General features: G+C 71.1%; 15 protein-coding genes. 8 read left to right on the forward strand and 7 right to left on the reverse strand.

Going from position 1 to position 18,158, the window contains the following annotated elements; all coding sequences use genetic code 11:
* Positions 1 to 139: 139 nt before the first annotated feature.
* The 6 genes from kdpF (at position 140) to corA (ending at position 6,742) form a co-directional block, all read left to right on the forward strand.
* A complete protein-coding gene (kdpF, locus tag O1Q96_RS18240; RefSeq protein WP_269249196.1) occupies positions 140 to 229 on the forward strand; it encodes a K(+)-transporting ATPase subunit F in 90 nt (29 codons plus the stop codon).
* A gap of 7 nt (positions 230 to 236) precedes the next feature.
* Complete coding sequence (gene kdpA, locus O1Q96_RS18245) at positions 237 to 1,937, forward strand: potassium-transporting ATPase subunit KdpA (protein WP_269249197.1); 1,701 nt, start codon at positions 237 to 239, stop codon at positions 1,935 to 1,937.
* Between the two features lie 68 nt (positions 1,938 to 2,005).
* Positions 2,006 to 4,099, forward strand: coding sequence for a potassium-transporting ATPase subunit KdpB (gene kdpB / locus O1Q96_RS18250; protein ID WP_269249198.1), 2,094 nt, complete (start codon positions 2,006 to 2,008; stop codon positions 4,097 to 4,099).
* Positions 4,100 to 4,122: 23 nt separating this feature from the next.
* Positions 4,123 to 4,791: a potassium-transporting ATPase subunit C gene (locus O1Q96_RS18255; RefSeq protein WP_269249199.1), complete on the forward strand. Its 669-nt coding sequence runs from the start codon at positions 4,123 to 4,125 to the stop codon at positions 4,789 to 4,791.
* Positions 4,792 to 4,926: 135 nt separating this feature from the next.
* Positions 4,927 to 5,340 (forward strand): VOC family protein, encoded by a 414-nt coding sequence (locus O1Q96_RS18260; protein ID WP_217457444.1) that lies wholly within the window; start codon positions 4,927 to 4,929, stop codon positions 5,338 to 5,340.
* A gap of 319 nt (positions 5,341 to 5,659) precedes the next feature.
* Entirely contained in the window at positions 5,660 to 6,742 is a 1,083-nt protein-coding gene (gene corA, locus O1Q96_RS18265; RefSeq protein WP_269249200.1) for a magnesium/cobalt transporter CorA, read from the forward strand.
* Between the two features lie 129 nt (positions 6,743 to 6,871).
* Here the strand turns inward: corA and O1Q96_RS18270 are convergent, their stop codons facing one another.
* Positions 6,872 to 7,450 (reverse strand): TetR/AcrR family transcriptional regulator, encoded by a 579-nt coding sequence (locus O1Q96_RS18270; RefSeq protein WP_269249201.1) that lies wholly within the window; start codon positions 7,448 to 7,450, stop codon positions 6,872 to 6,874.
* A gap of 118 nt (positions 7,451 to 7,568) precedes the next feature.
* On the opposite strand from O1Q96_RS18270, the gene O1Q96_RS18275 reads away from it, so the two are divergent.
* The gene (locus O1Q96_RS18275) at positions 7,569 to 9,767 is read left to right on the forward strand and encodes an MMPL family transporter (protein ID WP_269249202.1); all 2,199 of its coding nucleotides are present in this window, start codon (positions 7,569 to 7,571) and stop codon (positions 9,765 to 9,767) included.
* A gap of 75 nt (positions 9,768 to 9,842) precedes the next feature.
* Here the strand turns inward: O1Q96_RS18275 and O1Q96_RS18280 are convergent, their stop codons facing one another.
* From O1Q96_RS18280 to O1Q96_RS18295, 4 genes are all read right to left on the reverse strand, one after another.
* Positions 9,843 to 10,589, reverse strand: coding sequence for a GntR family transcriptional regulator (locus O1Q96_RS18280; protein ID WP_269249203.1), 747 nt, complete (start codon positions 10,587 to 10,589; stop codon positions 9,843 to 9,845).
* Positions 10,590 to 10,825: 236 nt separating this feature from the next.
* Complete coding sequence (locus O1Q96_RS18285) at positions 10,826 to 11,980, reverse strand: serine hydrolase domain-containing protein (protein WP_269249204.1); 1,155 nt, start codon at positions 11,978 to 11,980, stop codon at positions 10,826 to 10,828.
* A 157-nt stretch (positions 11,981 to 12,137) separates the two neighbouring features.
* Positions 12,138 to 13,106 carry an acetylxylan esterase gene (locus O1Q96_RS18290; RefSeq protein ID WP_269249205.1) on the reverse strand — a complete coding sequence of 323 codons (969 nt, stop codon included), beginning with the start codon at positions 13,104 to 13,106 and terminating at the stop codon, positions 12,138 to 12,140.
* 147 nt (positions 13,107 to 13,253) lie between these two features.
* The gene (locus O1Q96_RS18295; protein ID WP_269249206.1) at positions 13,254 to 13,868 is read right to left on the reverse strand and encodes an Rv1733c family protein; all 615 of its coding nucleotides are present in this window, start codon (positions 13,866 to 13,868) and stop codon (positions 13,254 to 13,256) included.
* A gap of 302 nt (positions 13,869 to 14,170) precedes the next feature.
* Here O1Q96_RS18295 and O1Q96_RS18300 point away from each other — a divergent pair, with 302 nt between their 5' ends.
* Positions 14,171 to 16,540, forward strand: a complete 2,370-nt coding sequence (locus O1Q96_RS18300) for a phosphoketolase family protein (protein ID WP_269249207.1) — start codon at positions 14,171 to 14,173, stop codon at positions 16,538 to 16,540.
* Positions 16,541 to 16,667: 127 nt separating this feature from the next.
* On the opposite strand, the gene O1Q96_RS18305 is transcribed toward O1Q96_RS18300, so the two are convergent.
* Both O1Q96_RS18305 and O1Q96_RS18310 read right to left on the reverse strand, forming a co-directional pair.
* The gene (locus tag O1Q96_RS18305; RefSeq protein WP_269253634.1) at positions 16,668 to 17,387 is read right to left on the reverse strand and encodes a ferredoxin reductase; all 720 of its coding nucleotides are present in this window, start codon (positions 17,385 to 17,387) and stop codon (positions 16,668 to 16,670) included.
* A 118-nt stretch (positions 17,388 to 17,505) separates the two neighbouring features.
* Entirely contained in the window at positions 17,506 to 18,111 is a 606-nt protein-coding gene (locus O1Q96_RS18310; protein ID WP_269249208.1) for a sulfite oxidase-like oxidoreductase, read from the reverse strand.
* Positions 18,112 to 18,158: the final 47 nt, after the last annotated feature.

Consider the following 18,158-nt stretch of genomic DNA (forward strand, 5'->3'; position numbering starts at 1 on the left):
TCGTCGGGGAGGTTTCCTCGAATCGTCCGTTCGATCCGAACCTCATCTAGGAGCATGCGATGGCCGACCTGGCCTTCGTCGTCACCACGATCGCGGTGTTCGCGCTGGTGGCACTTGTCGCCAAGGGGGTGACGAAGCTGTGAGCGCCGAAAACATCGTCGGCCTGATCGTGGCCGTCGCCCTGCTGGGCTATCTCGTCCTCGCCCTCGTGTTCCCGGAGAGGTTCTGAGCACCCCATGAGCCCCGTCCTCGCCGGTGTGCTCCAGCTGCTCGCTCTGGCAGCGGCACTGGCTCTCGCCCATCGCCCCCTCGGCGACCACATGGCCCGGGTCTACTCCTCCGACAAGCACCTGCGCGTCGAGAAGTGGATCTACAAGGGCATAGGTGCCGACCCGGACACCGAGATGCGCTGGCCCGCCTACCTGCGCGGAGTCCTCGCCTTCTCCGCGGTCGGTGTCGTTTTCCTGTACCTGCTGCAGCGCCTCCAGGGCAGCCTGCCCGGCTCGCTCGGGTTCTCCTCCATCGACCCGGACCAGGCGTTCAACACCGCTGCCTCCTTCGTGTCGAACACCAACTGGCAGTCGTACTACGGCGAGCAGGCCATGGGCCACGTCGTGCAGACCGGTGGCCTCGCGGTGCAGAACTTCGTCTCGGCGGCCGTCGGCATCGCGGTGGCCGTCGCGCTCGTACGCGGCTTCTCCCTCTCCCGCTCACGGCTTCTTCCGAGCGGTGGCGCCCCCGCCCACACCGGTGAACTCGGCAACTTCTGGGCCGACCTGGTCCGCGGCACCGTCCGTATCCTGCTGCCGCTGTCCGTCGTCGCGGCCCTCGTCCTCGTGGCGTGCGGCGCGATCCAGAACTTCGCAGGCATCCACGAGGTCGGCCAGTTCACGGGCGGTCCGCAGCAGTGGAACGGCGGTGCGGTGGCCTCGCAGGAGGCGATCAAGGAGCTGGGCACCAACGGCGGCGGCTACTTCAACGCCAACTCCGCCCACCCCTTCGAGAACCCCAGCGCGTTCTCCAACCTCTTCGAGGTCTTCCTGCTGCTGGTGATCCCCTTCTCGTTGACCCGGACGTTCGGCCGGATGGTCGGCAGTCTGAAGCAGGGATACGCGATCCTCGCCACGATGGCCACCATCTGGATCGGCTTCATCGCCCTGATGATGTGGACCGAGTTCGCCCACCACGGTCCGGCGTTCGACATCGCCGGCGGAGCGATGGAGGGCAAGGAGACCCGTATCGGCGTCGGTGCCTCGTCGATCTTCGCGGTGTCGACCACCCTCACCTCGACCGGCGCGGTGGACTCCTCCCACTCCTCGTTCACCGGTTTCGGCGGCGGTATCGCCATGCTGGGCATGCAACTCGGCGAGATCGCGCCCGGCGGCACCGGCTCCGGCCTCTACGGCATGCTCGTCATGGCGATCATCGCGGTGTTCATCGCCGGACTGATGGTCGGCCGCACACCCGAGTACCTCGGCAGGAAGATCGGCACCCGTGAGATCAAGTTCGCGGCCTGCTACATCCTCGTCACCCCGACGCTGGTACTCGTCTTCACCGCCGCGGCGATGGCCCTGCCGACCCCCGGCAACTCGATGACCAACAGCGGGGCACACGGCTTCTCCGAGATCCTCTACGCGTACTCGTCGGCCGCGAACAACAACGGTTCGGCCTTCGCGGGGCTGAACGCGGACACGCAGTGGTTCAACAGCACGCTGGGGCTCGCGATGCTGCTCGGCCGTTTCCTGCCGATGGTGTTCGTCCTCGCCCTGGCCGGTTCGCTCGCCGAGCAGAAGCCGGTGCCCGCGACCGCGGGCACGCTGCGCACCGAGAAGCCGCTCTTCGCCGGGCTGTTGGTGGGCGCGATCCTGATCATCACCGGTCTGACCTACTTTCCGGCGCTGGCGCTCGGGCCGCTGGCCGAAGGGCTGGCGTCATGACCACGCCCACAGAAGCGGAACACGCAGCGCAGCACACAGAGAAGCACACAGAGAAGCAAGAGGACTCCATGTCCACAGCCACCCCGACCCGGGCGCCGCACAGTGAGGCATCGCCCGGCCACAAGGACCCAAAGCGCGTCGGTGCGGGCCTGTTCGACCCGAAGCAGCTGGTCAGGTCGCTACCGGACGCCCTGCGCAAGCTCGACCCGCGGGTGATGGTCAAGTCACCCGTGATGTTCGTGGTGTTGGTGGGATCGGTTCTGACGACCGTGTTCTCCTTCAGGGCTCCGGGTGACTGGTTCGGCTGGGCGATCAGCGCCTGGCTCTGGCTCACCGTGATCTTCGCCAACCTGGCGGAGGCGGTGGCCGAGGGCCGTGGCAAGGCGCAGGCGGACACGCTGCGCAGGGCGAGGACGGACACCGTGGCCCGGCGGCTCGTGGGCGACCGCGAGGAGCAGGTGGCCGGCACCGGGCTGCGCGTCGGCGACCTGGTGGTGTGCGAGGCCGGCGACGTCATTCCCGGCGACGGTGACGTCGTCGAGGGCGTGGCGTCCGTCGACGAGTCGGCGATCACCGGCGAGTCCGCGCCGGTCATCCGCGAGTCCGGCGGCGACCGGTCCGCGGTCACCGGGGGCACGAAGGTGCTGTCCGACCGCGTCGTCATCAAGATCACGACGAAGCCCGGTGAGACCTTCATCGACCGCATGATCAGCCTTGTCGAGGGTGCCGCGCGTCAGAAGACGCCCAACGAGATCGCGCTGAACATCCTGCTCGCGTCCCTCACGATCGTCTTCCTGCTCGCGGTGGCCACCCTGCCACCTTTCGCGGACTACGCGGGCACGCGGCTGAGCATGGTCGTGCTGGTGGCTCTCCTGGTCTGCCTGATCCCGACCACGATCGGCGCGCTGCTCTCCGCGATCGGTATCGCCGGCATGGACCGGCTGGTGCAGCGCAACGTACTCGCCGTGTCGGGCCGGGCCGTCGAGGCCGCGGGTGACGTGTCGACACTGCTGCTCGACAAGACCGGCACCATCACGCTCGGCAACCGGCAGGCCGCCGAGTTCGTCCCGGTGAGCGGCACCACCGAGACCGACCTCGCCGACGCCACCCAGCTCTCCTCACTGGCCGACGAGACGCCCGAGGGCCGCTCCGTCGTCGTCCTCGCGAAGGAGAGGTACGGACTGCGCGAGCGGCACCAGGGCGAGCTGTCCGGCGCCCGGTGGATCGCCTTCACCGCCCAGACCCGTATGTCGGGCGTGGACGTCGACGGGCGCAGGATCCGCAAGGGCGCGGCCGGTTCGGTCATCGCCTGGGTGCGGGAGCGCGGCGGCACCGTCGCCGAGGACGCCGGCACCCTCGCCGACCGGATCTCCGAGGCGGGCGGCACCCCGCTGCTCGTCGCGGTGGAGGACGCCGAGGGCGCGCGGGTGCTCGGCGTCATCCATCTCAAGGACGTCGTCAAGGAAGGCATGCGGGAGCGGTTCGGCGAGCTGCGCCGCATGGGCATCAGGACCGTCATGATCACTGGTGACAACCCGCTGACGGCCAAGGCGATCGCCGAGGAGGCCGGTGTCGACGACTTCCTCGCGGAAGCCACGCCCGAGGACAAGATGGCCCTCATCAAGCGGGAACAGGCGGGCGGCAGGCTCGTGGCGATGACCGGCGACGGCACGAACGACGCACCCGCCCTCGCGCAGGCCGACGTCGGCGTGGCGATGAACACGGGCACGTCGGCCGCGAAGGAGGCCGGCAACATGGTCGACCTCGACTCGAACCCGACCAAGCTCATCGAGATCGTCGGGATCGGCAAGCAACTCCTCATCACCCGGGGCGCGTTGACGACCTTCTCGATCGCCAACGACGTCGCGAAGTACTTCGCGATCATTCCGGCGCTGTTCGCGGCGGTCTACCCGGGCCTGGACAGGCTCAACATCATGCGGCTGTCCTCGCCCGACTCCGCGATCCTCTCCGCCGTCGTCTTCAACGCGCTGATCATCGTCGTCCTCGTCCCGCTCGCCCTGCGCGGTGTGCGGTACCGGCCGATGAGCGCGGACAGGATGCTGCGCCGCAACCTCAGCGTCTACGGCCTCGGCGGACTGATCGCGCCCTTCGTCGGCATCAAGGCCATCGACCTGGTGATCTCCCTCATCCCCGGTGTGTAACTCCTCGAAAGCGTGCTGATCCCATGAACAACTCGGTATCGAACACGGCCCGGTTGCTGTGGGCGGGACTGCGGGCCCTTCTCGTCCTGACGGTCGTGACGGGCGTCCTCTACCCCCTCGCCGTCACCGGAGTCGCCCAGGGGATCTTCCCGGACCGGGCGAACGGTTCGGAGATCACGTCGGACGGCAGGGTCGTGGGCTCGTCTCTGATCGGGCAGGCGTACAACCTGCCGCTGAAGAAGGGCCAGGAAACCCCGGAGCCCGACCTGAAGTGGTTCCAGGGGCGCCCGCAGAACGGTCTGGGCACCAACAGCGTCAACACCCAGTACGAACTGATCCTCTCCGGGGCCACCAACCGCTCCGGCGACAACAAGGATTTGATCGACTGGGTGCGGGCCGCCAAGGCCGCCGTCATCAAGGACAACTCCGTCGACGGCTACACGGTCAGGCCCTCGGACGTGCCCCCCGACGCGGTCACCTCGTCGGGTTCCGGTCTGGACCCGGACATCTCCCCGGCCTACGCGGACCTCCAGGTCCACCGGATCGCGGAGAAGAACGGCCTGCCCGTCGCGCAGGTGCGAAAACTGGTCGACGAGCACTCCGACAGCCGCACTCTCGGCTTCATCGGCGAGCCCACGGTCAACGTCCTCGAACTCAACATCGCGCTCAAGGACGTCGTGGCGAGGAGCTGACGGATCTGTGCGCAGGGGGTGGGGCCGGTGGCCCGGGGTGCCCCGGACCTGGGCCTTCCGGTCACGACGGGCCGGTGTCAGTGCCCCGCGCTAGTCTCGGAAATCCGGTTGTCCGGCCCGATCTGGGAGGTACTCATGGCCTCACGACTCAACCCCTACATCAGTTTCGACGGCGACGCCCGGCAGGCGATGGAGTTCTACGAGGAGGTCTTCGGCGGCACACTCGCGCTCAACACCTTCGGGGAGTCCGGCGCACCGGGCGGGCCCGAAGCGGACAAGATCATGCACGGCATGCTGGAGACCCCGAGCGGTTTCACCCTGATGTGCGCCGACACCCCGCCGGGCATGGACCACACACCGGGCACCAACTTCTCGGTGAGCCTCAGCGGTGACGACGACGCCGAGCTGCGCGGCTACTGGGAGAAGTTGTCCGCCGGCGGCACCGTGGTCGTTCCGCTCGACAAGCAGATGTGGGGCGACGTGTTCGGCATGTGCACCGACCGGTTCGGCATCCCCTGGATGGTCAACATCAGCGAGGCACAGGGCTGAGCCGCGGCGTCCGGCCGGAATCCGCCCCGTGCCCGTGTCCCAGGTCCCGCCCACCCCACGGTCGGCGGGACCTGGGACACGACCGGGTGTGACGGCCACCCGCGGCGGGAACCGCGCACGGCTCCTCGTCCGCCGGGGCGCGGGAGGGCGTCCCCCGACGCGTCATCGGCCCGTGGGGGAGCGCCCGGCTCCGGACGGGTGACGGCCCGGCTCGGACCGGGGACGTTCCCGCCGGTGAGGTGCCCGGTGACCCCTATGCGGAGTGGACACGATTCGGTGGCACACTGACCCGGTCACCGAAGGAGCCCAGCCCGTGCCCATGATCCGCAACCTGAGCAGAGCGGTTCGCCGCGCCTACCGCCACACCGTGGACCTCAGCCATCCCGCCCGGTCCCCGCTCGGAAGTGCGGTGGAGAACTGCGTCGTCTACGGCAAGGGTGAACGGCAGCCCGGCGACTGGGCACCGGACGAGGCGATCCGACGGACCCGCAAGGGCCGGGACGGCTTCGTGTGGATCGGGCTGCACGAGCCCACCGAGGAGGAGTTCGCGGGCCTCGCCAAGCTCTTCGGCCTGCATCCGCTGGCCGTCGAGGACGCTGTCCACGCGCATCAGCGGCCGAAGGTGGAACAGTACGACGACACGCTGTTCGCCGTCTTCAAGACCGTGCGCTACGTCGAGCACGAGCGGCTCACCTCGACGAGCGAAGTGGTGGACACCGGCGAGCTGATGGTCTTCATCGGCCGCGACTTCGTCATCACCATCCGGCACGGCAAGCACGGCTCCCTGGGCCCGCTGCGCGAAGCACTGGAGAGCCTGCCGGACCAGCTCGTGAAAGGCCCTTCGGCTGTCCTGCACGCCATCGCGGACCATGTGGTCGACGACTACCTCGAGGTCACGGACGCCGTGCAGAGCGACATAGAGGCCGTCGAGACAGCCGTCTTCACGGAGCACACCGCGCGTGGTGACGCAGGCCAGATCTACCAGCTCAAGCGGGAACTGCTGGAGCTCAAGCGGGCCGTGGTCCCGCTCGCCCGGCCCCTGCAGTTCCTCGCCCAGGCGTCGTCGACCGCCGTCTCCCAGGACATCCAGCCGTACTTCCGCGACGTCGCCGACCATCTGGCCCGGGTCACCGAGCAGATCAACGCCTTCGACGGCCTGCTCGACTCGATCCTCCAGGCCCACCTGGCGCAGGTCACGGTCGCCCAGAACGAGGACATGCGCAAGATCACCGCCTGGGCCGCCATCGTCGCGGTGCCCACCATGATCTGCGGCCTCTACGGCATGAACTTCGACCACATGCCCGAACTGCGCTGGACGTACGGCTATCCCGCCGTCCTGGGGGTCATCGCCACCCTCTGCTTCGTCATCCACCGGGGATTCAGGCGCAACGGCTGGCTCTGACCGCCCCGGCGCGCCCGTCCCGTCCCGCCGTGGGGCCCGGAGCACCACGGAAGAGCACGCGAAGTCTCAGCCCCTGACGAGGTCCGGCAGGCCGGTCGCGGCGCAGACCTTCCGACGGAGCCCCTCGGTTCAGGAGGCCGGCCCGGGCGGCAGGGACGCGATACCGCCGCGCAGGAAGGCCATCGCGGTCTCGATGCTCGACTCCTGGGGCCGGTGGCACACCTCGGCGATCATCGCCGCCGCGGCTGCCGCCACCATGCGGGGCCCGAAGTCGTCGGGGTCGTTGCCCTGCTCCTCGGCGAAGATCCGTGCGCCGTCCTGGATGGCCTCCGCCAGGCGCGCCCCGGCGACCGCGCGCAGCTGCGGATCGAGGTCGAGCATGCGGTCGGCGAGGTCGTCCAGCTCGCCCCGGCCGGCGATCTCGTCGCGCAGCCAGTGCTCCAGCGCGTCCAGGATCGTCCGGTCCGCGCCCCGACCCCGCAGCGCGGCGGCGAGCCGGCTCGCGAAGGAGTCGAACTCCGACATCGCCAGTTCCAGCTTGGACGGGAAGTACAACGTGACCGTGCGGGGTGAGACCTCGGCCGTCGCAGCGATGTCGGCGATGGTCGTCGCCTCGAACCCGCGCTCGGCGAACAGCTCGTAGGCCGCCCGGAGGATCGCCTCCCTGCGCCGCGCCTTGCTGCGTTCCCGCAGGCCGTCACTCGTCATGGCCGCACTTTACCATCCATAGAGAATTTACATTGAGCTGTAAAAATGCCATAGGGTGCAGAGGGGCCGCGGTCCGGCCGAGGAGCTGCCGGAAGCGGAAAGTGGGAGGAAGACGGGTATGGCGTCACACCTGTACACCTGGGGACGTTGGGCGGTACGCCGCCGCGGTGGCGTCCTCGCCGTCTGGCTGCTGATACTCGCCGTGGTCGGGGGCCTCGGCGTCACGCTGCACGGCAAGGTGGCCACCGAGTTCTCGGTGCCGGGGATCGAGTCCCAGAAGGCCCAGGACCTGCTGGAGGAGAAGTTCCCGACGGCCGCCGGCGGGGTGGCCCGAGTGGTGTTCGCCGCCCCCGAGGGCGGCACGCTCACCGGGACCGGCGCCGAGAAGGCCGTCGCCGCGAGCCTGAAGAAGGCCGCCGACGTGCCGGGAGTCGTGAACGTCTCCGATCCCGCCAAGGCCGGGACCGTCTCCGAGACCGGGCGCATCGGCTACTCCGACGTCCTGTTCCGTCAGTCGGCGGACAACGTGCCCGAGACGTCCAAGGACGCCCTGTCGGGGGCCATGGAAGGGGCCCGGGACGCCGGTCTGGAGGTCGAGTTCGGCGGCTCGGCGATGCAGCCGAAGACCGAGGTCGGCGGTCCGGCGGAGATCGTGGGCGTCGTCATCGCCTTCGCCGTCCTGGCCCTCGCCCTGGGCTCCCTGATCGCGGCCGGACTCCCGCTGCTGACCGCCGTCGTGGGGGTGGCGATCGGCGTACTGGGTGTCCAGTTCGTCTCGCGCTTCGTGGAGATGACCAGCACCGCCACCGTGCTCGCCCTCATGATCGGCCTGGCGGTGGGCATCGACTACGCCCTGTTCATCCTGTCGCGCCACCGCGAACAGCTCGCCGATCCGGAGGCGGACGTCGAGGACTCGATCGCACGGGCCGTCGCCACCGCGGGCGGCGCGGTCGTCTTCGCCGGAGCGACCGTGATCATCGCCCTGGCGGCGCTGGCGGTCACCGGCATCCCGTTCCTCACGATCATGGGGCTGGCCGCCGCCGCGACGGTCCTGCTCGCCGTGCTCGTCGCCATCACCCTGGTTCCCGCGGTTCTCGGATTCTTCGGCGAGAGGCTGCGCCCGCGCCCCCGCCGCTCCGAGCGCGCTCCCGGCTCCTGGGCCCTCGGCTGGGCCCGTGTCGTCACCGGCAAGCCCCTGATCGTTCTCCTGGTGGGTGTGGTCGGTCTGCTCGCACTCGCGCTGCCCGCCCGGGATCTGCGCCTGGGGCTGCCCGGTTACGCCTCCCAGCCCGCCGACAGCACCCAGCACAAGAGCTACGACCTGCTGAGCGAGGGCTTCGGCCCCGGCTTCAACGCGACCGTCACCGCTGTCGTCGACACCAGCGGGATACCGGCCGCCGAGCGCACCGCGACGGTGACCCGGCTGCGTACGAGCCTGGCCCAGGACCCCGGAGTCGCCGCCGTCGCCCCGCCGGTGAGCAACCCGGGCGGCGACCTCGCCGTCGTCGCGGTCGTCCCCAGGACCGGCCCGGACGCCCGGGCCACGACCGACCTGGTGCACCGGCTGCGGGACAACGCGCCGGCCGTCGACAAGGCGGGCGGCACCCTCTACATCGCCGGCGCCACCGCCGCGGCCATCGATGTCGCGGGCAAACTGTCCGGCGCGCTGCCGCTGTTCATCGCCATCATCGTGATCCTCGCGCTGATCCTGCTCACCATCGCCTTCCGGTCGCTTCTCGTCCCGGTGAAGGCCGCACTCGGATTCCTGCTGTCGGTCGCCGCCTCCCTCGGCGCCACCGTGTGGGTCTTCCAGGACGGCCACCTCAACGGTGTCCTGGACATCCCCTCCGCCGGGCCCGTCACCAGCTTCCTTCCCGTGCTCCTCATCGGAGTCCTCTTCGGGCTGGCCATGGACTACGAGGTCTTCCTCGTCAGCCGCATGCGCGAGCACCACGAGCACACGGGTGACGCGGCCGAGGCCGTCGTCCAGGGAGTGGCGCGCAGTGGCCGGGTGGTCAGCGCCGCCGCACTGATCATGGTCGCGGTCTTCGGCGGGTTCGTCTTCAACCACGACCCGATCATCAAGTCCATCGGATTCGCGCTGGCCTTCGGCGTCTTCATCGACGCGTTCGTGGTCCGGATGACCCTCGTCCCGGCCGCCATGGCCCTGATCGGCCGCCGCGCCTGGGGACTGCCCCGCTGGCTCGACCGTGTCACTCCCGACGTGGACATCGAGGGCGCGAAACTCCCGGAGCGCGCCAGGGCCCCGCAGGACGAGGAGCACCGCGAGGCGGTCGCCGCCCAGGCCTCCCGCTGACCGACGGGCGCGGGTCCGGGCCCCGTGCCCGCCGGGGCATGCCCGGCCCGGACCCACGCACCGGCGTACCGGGAGCTACGACCACTCGGGCTCGGCCACCGCCGGCAGCGTGAACTCGTAGACCAGAGCGTCCTGTGGGGCGTCCACCACCAGGTCGGTGATCTCCAGAGGGCGCGCGTACTGGTCGTGCACACGCCGCGTCACCCGGACCGAAGCCGCGTCGCCGGGCCCGCTGATGGAATCGCGGTGATGCAGGGTCAGCCCCGCCCGGCGCATCCAGTCGTACACGCGCCGCAGCTGGGCCGACGACCTGCCGTCCGCGCGGTCGCGGTAGCGCGCGAGCTCCTCGACCTCGGAGAGGGCGACCGCCGAGAACGACGTCAGGGCCGTCCGCCGTCCGTACCCGTCCGGTGCGGTGGACTCGTAGTGGTGGACCAGCGTGGGCCGCCGCGGGGCCAGTCCGAGCGCCGCCGCGTGCTCCGGCGGGGGTGTCTCCCAGGTCACGGTGGCGCGGTCGACCGCGCAGGCCTGCGTCGCCTGCGCGCCGACCGGGAAGCCGAGTGACGGGAGGTGCCCGACCGGGAGGCCGGGCAGCGTCGCGTGGGTACCGCGCCGGTCGGTGGAGACCAGGCCGTCCCGGCGCAGGACGTCCAGCGCCTGCCGGACCGTCTCCCGACTGGCTCCGAAGTGGGCGGCCAACTGCCGCTCGCCCGGCAGCCGTTCACCGGGCCCGATGGTTCCGTCGCGCAACTCACCGTGCAACTCCGAGGCGATCCGCGAGTACAGAGGCTGAGGGTCGTCGTGCGTGGTGCTGCGGGCCATGTCCGCGCTCCCCTTGTGACAAGACGTAGCCGTGCGGGTGTGGGCCCGAGCCTCGCCGCCCCGGTCGTGGGGCAAAGGACGCGGGTCCCTCGTACGCGACCATCTCTAGCATTGGTCTAAACCATGCTGGAAGGGTGTCCTGCCGGGTCGGCCGATGTGAGGCCGAATACAGCCCGTGCGTCCGTCGGCCACCCGGTGCCCGGACACCGCCCCGCGGCGCCCTGCGCGACCGGACGTCAGAGTGCGCCGTAGAGGGCGTCGATGAGCGCCGTCTTGCGCGGGTCGTCGGCGATGTGAGGGCCCATGCGGTTCATGACGTAACCCAGTGAGACGCCCGCCTCCGGGTCGGCCAGCCCGCAGGAACCGCCGAAGCCGTCGTGCCCGAAAGCCCGGGGATTGGGCCCGTAGGACCGGTTGGAACCGCTGAGCCACAGGCCCAGGCCGATCTCCGTCTCGCTTTCGAAGCCGGCGCCGAGCACCAGATCGCGGCAGGCGCCCTGCCCCTCGCGGACCCGCTCGGCGGCCTCGGGGGACAGGACACGACGCTCCCCGTACGACCCCCGGCCGGCGAAGATCCCGTAGAGCGCGGCGACCGCCCGGGCCGTGCCGTGCCCGTTGGCGGCCGGGATCTCGGCAGCCCGCCACGCCGCCGTTCCGGCCTCGGTCGCACCCGCCAGGGGGTTGGCCAGCGAGGCCAGTGCCACCGGCGTCAACTGGCTGAAGATCGCCGCCTGTTCGCTGGACGCGGCGGCCGGCGGATGCACCAGCTCGGCCGCGCGCCCCGCCTCCTTCTCCGGCAGCCCGATGGTGAAGTCGATACCGAGCGGCCCGGTCACCTCGCGCTCCAGGAACGCGCCCGGCAACAACCCCGAGACACGGCGCACCACTTCGCCGACCAGGAAGCCGTATGTCAGCGCGTGGTAACCCGAGGCCGTTCCCGGCTCCCACCAGGGTTCGGTCGCGGCGAGCCGCTTCGTGGTCAGCTCCCAGTCGAAGAGCTGCTCCAGCGAGTGCGGCTCGCGCAGCCCGGCCAGGCCCGCCCGGTGCGACAGCAGATGCCGTACGAGCACCGACTCCTTGCCCGCCGCCGCGAACTCCGGCCAGTACGCGGCCACGGGCGCGTCGAGGTCGAGCAGCCCGCGATCGGCCAGGATGTGCGCGCACAGGGCCGTCGGCCCTTTCGAGGTGGACCACACGTTGACGAGCGTGTCCCGCTCCCAGGCCCGCGTCCCGGCCGCGTCCGCCCAGCCGCCCCACAGATCCACGACGGTCACGCCGTCCACCGTGACGCTCACGGCAGCGCCCAGCTCCCCGCGGTCCCGGAAGTTCTCCTCGAACGCGGTCCGCACCGCCTCGAAGCGGGTCTCGCAGTGGCCTTGGGTCCGGGTCATGGGTCCTCCGTCGTTCGCCGGGAAGACCGGGCGCGCGAGGGCCCGGCTTCCCTGAACGTACCGACTGGTCGGACTGGGCGGAAGTGGCGGAGCGGTTCACGTGCGAGCGCGGAGAACAGCGGCCCCTGCCACTCCCGGCGCCGCTGTCCCGCGTGCCTCAGAGGTACTTGGGCAGCCAGGCCAGTTTGACCGCCTCCTGGAACGGGCCGCCGCCCTCGTGGTCGTTGAAGTCGTACACCTCTATCGTCTTGTCGTCGTGCGCCCAGGCGTTGAAGGCCGCGAAGACCGTCGACGGCGGGCAGGTCTGGTCCTCCAGGGCCGCCGAGAACAGGGCGGGCGCCCGGCCGCGCGCCGCGAAGTGCACCGCGTCGAAGTACGACAGGGTGCGCAGCACCTGCTCGGTGCGCCCGCGGTGCGTCTTGAGATAGTTGCCGATCTCCCGGTACGGATCGCGGTCCGTGAGCCTCGTCGCGCGCGGGTAGTCGCACAGGAACGGCACGTCCGGCGCGACCGCCACGAGATCCGGCACCAGACCGCCCACCGCGATCGAGATGCCGCCGCCCTGGCTGGATCCGACGACCGCGGTGCGTGACGCGTCGACGAGGGGATGGGAGCGGGCGGCCTCCACGGCCCGCACCCCGTCGGTGAACACCCGGCGGTAGTAGTAGTTCTCGGCGGCGTCGATGCCCCGCGTCATGAACCCGGGATACGCGGGCACGCTGCCCACCGGGTCGGCGGTGTCACCGCCGCCGCCCCACGCGCCGCCCTGGCCCCGGGTGTCCATCACGAAGTGCGCGAAGCCGGCCGAGGCCCACAGCAGATGCGTGTGCGCGAGCCCGCGTCCGCCGCCGTACCCGATGAACTCCACGACCGCGGGCAGCGGGGTGTCCGCCCCGGCCGGCAGTGTCAGCCAGCCCTTCACCGGGTGACCGCCGAACCCGGCGAACGTGACGTCGTACACCCGCACGTTCGTCAAGTGCGTCTCGACGGGCTCGAAGCGGGCGTCCAGGCCGTGTTCACGGGTCTCCCGCAGCGTCCCGCCCCAGAATGCGTCGAAGTCCTCGGGCTCGACGGAGGCGCTGCGATAGTCCCGGAGCTGATCGAGAGGAAGGTCGAACAAGGCCACGGAGGACCGCCTTTGCTACGAGGAAGGGTGCGGATGATCACACCGTACGGTGGCCGTCCACGGGCCGCCAGACCGTTTCCACGGACCGGTCGGTCCTCCCGTTCGGCTTCCGCACCCCGCGCGGCTCGGCGACCCGCCCCGGCCGGGTCAGGCCCGGTGCCGCGCCCACTCGGGTCCCGTACGGGCCCACTCCTGCTCCCACTCGGCCAGGCGACGCCGCGTGGCGATCCGTCGTACCAGAGCGTGTGCGGCCAGCACGCCTGCCGCGGCCAGCCCCGCACCGAAGGCTCCCGTCGCCAGCGTGTGCTGCCAGACGACCGTGCCGTCCAGCGGGGCGGGGACGATCCGGTCCCGGCCGTCCAGCCAGACGTACGTGTGCTCGCCGACCCGGGTCCCGGCGGGCACCGTGGCCCTGCCCGTGCGCGCCCGCTCACCCGGTTCGGCCCAGCGGACGCTCACCCGGTGGGCCGGCCGCCGGTCTCCCTCGGTGCCCGTCGGGGAGGCGGGCGCGCCCTCGACGACCTCGGCGCGCACCTCATGCCGTTCGGCCCGCTGCCGCGCCGCCGTGTCCCGCGCTCCGTCGTACGCCCACCAGCCGGCGACGAGCCCGGCCGAGGGCGCGCCGACGCACAGCAGGACGGCGACGGCCAGCACGGTCCACACCTCCACCACGTCGGAGCGGCGGCGCAGCGGATTGTGCCGCCATCGGCGCCCGAACACCCGTGTCCGCGTCTCCCGCCGCCCGATCGCCCGCGTTCGCATCTCCCGCCTCCTCAGCGCTCCCGGTCCCGCACCACCGCTGCCGGCCGTTCCAGGCCCCTCGGCCTCGGCCGGCCCCCGTATGCCGTCCCGGGTGCCCCGTGCGGGCCGAACGGACCCTTCCAGAGGCCGGTTCCGTCATTCCCGTCGGCCGGTCCGCGCAGCGCGAGGCGCGACGGCCGTGACGCCCACCGCCCCCGCCGGCCGTCACCGCCCACGAACGGGCGAACGGCCCGCCCGTTCACGACTGATCGGCGCCCTGTGTGGAACTCGTGTCCCCATCCCTCGGAACAGGAGTCCTCACCATGGCCAAGGACCGCATGGCGGCGCTCGACGCGCACTGGCGTGCCGCGAACTACCTGGCCGTCGGTCAGATCTACCTGCTCGGCAACCCGTTGCTGACCGAGCCCCTGAAACCCGAGCACATCAAGCCGCGGCTGCTCGGCCACTGGGGCACCTCGCCCGGCCTCAACCTGGTCCACACCCATCTCAACCGTGTCGTCAGCGAGCGCGGCCTCGACACGATCTGCGTGTGGGGGCCCGGCCACGGCGGCCCCGCCGTCCTCGCGAACTCCTGGCTCGAGGGCAGCTACACCGAGACGTATCCGGACATCACCCGGGACGCCTCCGGCATGGAGCGGCTGTTCCGGCAGTTCTCCTTTCCCGGCGGGGTCCCGAGCCACGTCGCCCCCGAGACTCCCGGCTCCCTCCATGAGGGCGGCGAGCTGGGCTACTCGCTCGCCCACGCGTACGGGGCGGCCTTCGACAACCCGAACCTGCTGGTCACCTGCGTGATCGGGGACGGCGAGGCGGAGACGGGTCCCCTCGCGGGGTCCTGGCACTCCAACAAGTTCCTCGACCCGGTGCACGACGGCGCGGTCCTGCCGGTCCTGCACCTCAACGGCTACAAGATCGCCAACCCCACCGTGCTCGCCCGGATTCCGCGCGCCGAACTCGACGAACTCCTGCGGGGCTACGGCCACGACCCGCTGCACGTCGGCGGCGACGACCCCCGCCGCGTCCACCAGGAGCTCGCGACGGCGATGGACCAGGCGCTGGACCGCATCGCCCGTATTCAGCAGGAGGCCCGCACCGGCACGAGCGGCGGGAAGGGGAGGAAGAGCGAGCGCCCCCGCTGGCCCGTGATCGTCCTGCGGACCCCGAAGGGCTGGACCGGCCCCGCAGAGGTCGACGGGGAGCCCGTCGAGGGAACATGGCGCTCCCACCAGGTCCCGCTCGCCGGGGTCCGCGAGAACCCCGAGCACCTGCGGCAGTTGGAGGCCTGGCTGCGCTCGTACCGTCCGGAGGAACTGTTCGACGCCGAGGGCCGTCCCAGCCGTCTCGTCCTCGACTGCGTGCCCGAGGGCGCCCGCCGCCTCGGCGCCAACCCGCACACCAACGGCGGTCTGCTGCTGCGCTCCCTGCCCCTGCCGCGCCTGGAGGACTTCGCCGTCCCCGTGGACAAACCCGGCACGAGCACGCACGAACCCACCCGGGTCCTCGGCGGCCTGCTCGCCCGGATCATGGCCGACACGGCGGAGCGGCGCGACTTCCGTGTCGTGGGCCCCGACGAGACCGAGTCGAACCGGCTGGGCGCGCTGTTGGAGGTGACGGGCAAGGCCTGGCAGGCGTCGGTCACCGACACCGACGAGCACCTGGCCCGCGACGGACGCGTACTGGAAGTGTTGTCCGAACACCTCTGCCAGGGCTGGCTGGAGGGCTATCTCCTCACCGGCCGACACGGTCTGTTCTCGTCGTATGAGGCGTTCGTGCACATCGTCGACTCCATGGTCAACCAGCACATCAAGTGGCTGAAGACATCACGGGGATTGCCGTGGCGGGCGCCGCTGGCCTCCCTCAACTACCTGCTGACGTCGCACGTCTGGCGCCAGGACCACAACGGCTTCTCCCACCAGGACCCGGGGTTCGTCGACCACATCCTCAACAAGAGCCCGGAGGTCGTCCGGGTCTATCTGCCGCCGGACGCCAACACACTGCTGTCCGTGGCCGACCACGTCCTGCGCAGCCGCGACCACGTCAACGTGATCGTCGCCGGGAAGCAGCCCTGCTTCGACTGGCTCTCCATGGAACAGGCCCGCGCCCACTGCGCCCGGGGCGCGGGCATCTGGGAGTGGGCCGGGACGGAGAACGGCGAGCGCGATCCGGACGTGGTCCTCGCCTGCGCCGGCGACGTGCCCACCCAGGAGGTGCTCGCCGCGGCCGGGCTGCTCCGCACCCACTTGCCCGACCTGGCCGTCCGCGTCGTCAACGTCATCGACATCGCCCGGCTGATGCCGCCGGGCGAACACCCGCACGGCATGGCGGACTCCGAGTACGACGCCCTCTTCACCGCGGACAAGCCGGTGGTCTTCGCCTACCACGGCTATCCCTGGCTGATCCACCGGCTGGCCTACCGGCGCACCGGCCACGGCAACCTCCATGTGCGCGGCTACCGGGAGTCGGGCACCACCACGACCCCGTTCGACATGGTCGTCCGCAACGACCTCGACCGGTACCGGCTGGTGATGGACGTCATCGACCGGGTCCCGGGCCTCGCCGTCCGGGCCGCTGCCGTGCGCCAGCGGATGGCCGACGTGCGCACCCGCCACGACGCCTGGATCCGCGAACACGGCACCGACCTGCCGGAGGTCGCCGAGTGGACCTGGTCCGGCTGACGGCGGGAACATCCGCTCGGGGCGGCCGCACCTGCCGCATGCTCCCCGGTGCACCACGCCGTCCGCCCGGTCGTCGTGGTGCACCGGGGCCGAGGGCGGCCACGCCGCCGGACGCGTCCGGGAACGATCAGCCGAAGCGTTCGATCCGGATACGGTCGACCGGCTGGCCCGCGTCCACCAGCAGCCGCGAGGCATGCTCGGCGAACCCGTTCGAGCCACACACATAGGCTTCCCAGCCACCATCGGGCCCATCGGCCAGGAGCCCCGCCACATGTGCGGCCGACACACGGCCCACGGCCACACCCTCCGGGGCGGTGCGGGTGAACACCGTGGTGGTCTCGGGGCCGTACTCCGACGCGTAGATCAGTTCCTCCGGGCCACGCGCCGACACGAGCAGCCGCAGCGGCACCGTCAGGCCGCTCGCGCGATGGTGGCGGACCATCGACATCAGCGGTACGACACCGGAACCCGCGCCGATCAGCAGGGCGGGCCGGTCGCCGGGCCAGGCGAAGAAGCCGCTGAGCGGTCCGCGCAGCTCGACCTCGTCACCGGGCTTGGCGACCGTGTGGAACCAGCCGGAGACCTCACCGTCGTCGACGTGGTCGAGGGTGAGTTCGATGTGCCCGCTGTCGTCGGGGGGCGAGGCGATCGAGTAGTGCCGCTGGGCGACATAGCCGTCCTGTGCCCGCAGCCGCAGCATCAGGTGCTGGCCGGGCAGATGGCCTGCCCAGTCCGGCACGGCGAACCGGAAGGTCGCCGCGTACGGGGTCTCCCGGCGGATCTCGGTGAGTGTGGCGCGCTGCCAGGTGGCCGCGGCGCGGGTGCTCACGGCGATCCGGCCGGGCACGGCGAACCGGGTCGGCGGCGTCCAGCCCGGCGGGGCCGCCGCGACCGTCGAAGGCGCGGTGGACGCAGAGGGGGTGGTGGCCGCCGTGGCCGCGGGGGTCGTCGGTTGCAGGGGGGGCTCAGTCACCGGAGTAGCGCTGCTCTTCCCAGGGGTTGCCGCGATGGTGGTAGCCGTTCTGTTCCCAGAAACCCGGCTCGTCGTGATCGAGGAGCCGGATGCCCGCGATCCACTTGGCGCTCTTCCAGAAGTACAGGTGCGGCACGAGCAGTCGCGCCGGGCCACCGTGCTCGGCCGGCAGCGGTTCGTCCCCGTACTCCCAGACGATCCAGGCCCGCCCGCCCGTCAGGTCGGCGAGCGGCAGATTCGTGGTGTAGCCGGTGTGCGAGTAGGCGACCGCGTGGGTGGCCTCCGCCGACGGGCGGACGGGGCCGAGGAACGCGTCGAGCGACACACCCGAGAAGCGCACCCCGAACTTGGACCAGCTCGTCACGCAGTGGATGTCGCCCTCGTAGGCGGACGGCGGCAGCGCGTGCGCCTCGTCCCAGGTCCAGGTGCGCGGCTCGGCGACGAGCCCATCGACGGTGAACGTCCACTCCGCGGGCGCCAGCTCCGGCGTGACCTCCGCGGACAGGACGGGCCAGTCGTCGCCTGCGTCGTACTGGCCGGGCGGCAGCCCGTCGTTGCGGACACGCGGACGCCCGGCGAAGCCTCGGGTCACGTTCATCGAGTGGTGCCTCCAGGCCGTCCGGACGGCGGCCCTTGATCGTTGCG

Origin of the sequence: Streptomyces aurantiacus (assembly GCF_027107535.1) — a bacterium.
In the GTDB taxonomy this organism is placed as follows: domain Bacteria; phylum Actinomycetota; class Actinomycetes; order Streptomycetales; family Streptomycetaceae; genus Streptomyces.

Coding starts and splice junctions, on each gene's coding strand:
- kdpA (WP_269249197.1), top strand. CDS start 237: ATGAGCCCCGTCCTCGCCGGTGTGCTCCAGCTGCTCGCTCTGGCAGCG.
- kdpB (WP_269249198.1), top strand. CDS start 2,006: ATGTCCACAGCCACCCCGACCCGGGCGCCGCACAGTGAGGCATCGCCC.
- O1Q96_RS18255 (WP_269249199.1), top strand. CDS start 4,123: ATGAACAACTCGGTATCGAACACGGCCCGGTTGCTGTGGGCGGGACTG.
- O1Q96_RS18260 (WP_217457444.1), top strand. CDS start 4,927: ATGGCCTCACGACTCAACCCCTACATCAGTTTCGACGGCGACGCCCGG.
- corA (WP_269249200.1), top strand. CDS start 5,660: ATGATCCGCAACCTGAGCAGAGCGGTTCGCCGCGCCTACCGCCACACC.
- O1Q96_RS18270 (WP_269249201.1), bottom strand. CDS start 7,450: ATGACGAGTGACGGCCTGCGGGAACGCAGCAAGGCGCGGCGCAGGGAG.
- O1Q96_RS18275 (WP_269249202.1), top strand. CDS start 7,569: ATGGCGTCACACCTGTACACCTGGGGACGTTGGGCGGTACGCCGCCGC.
- O1Q96_RS18280 (WP_269249203.1), bottom strand. CDS start 10,589: ATGGCCCGCAGCACCACGCACGACGACCCTCAGCCTCTGTACTCGCGG.
- O1Q96_RS18285 (WP_269249204.1), bottom strand. CDS start 11,980: ATGACCCGGACCCAAGGCCACTGCGAGACCCGCTTCGAGGCGGTGCGG.
- O1Q96_RS18295 (WP_269249206.1), bottom strand. CDS start 13,868: ATGCGAACGCGGGCGATCGGGCGGCGGGAGACGCGGACACGGGTGTTC.
- O1Q96_RS18300 (WP_269249207.1), top strand. CDS start 14,171: ATGGCCAAGGACCGCATGGCGGCGCTCGACGCGCACTGGCGTGCCGCG.
- O1Q96_RS18310 (WP_269249208.1), bottom strand. CDS start 18,111: ATGAACGTGACCCGAGGCTTCGCCGGGCGTCCGCGTGTCCGCAACGAC.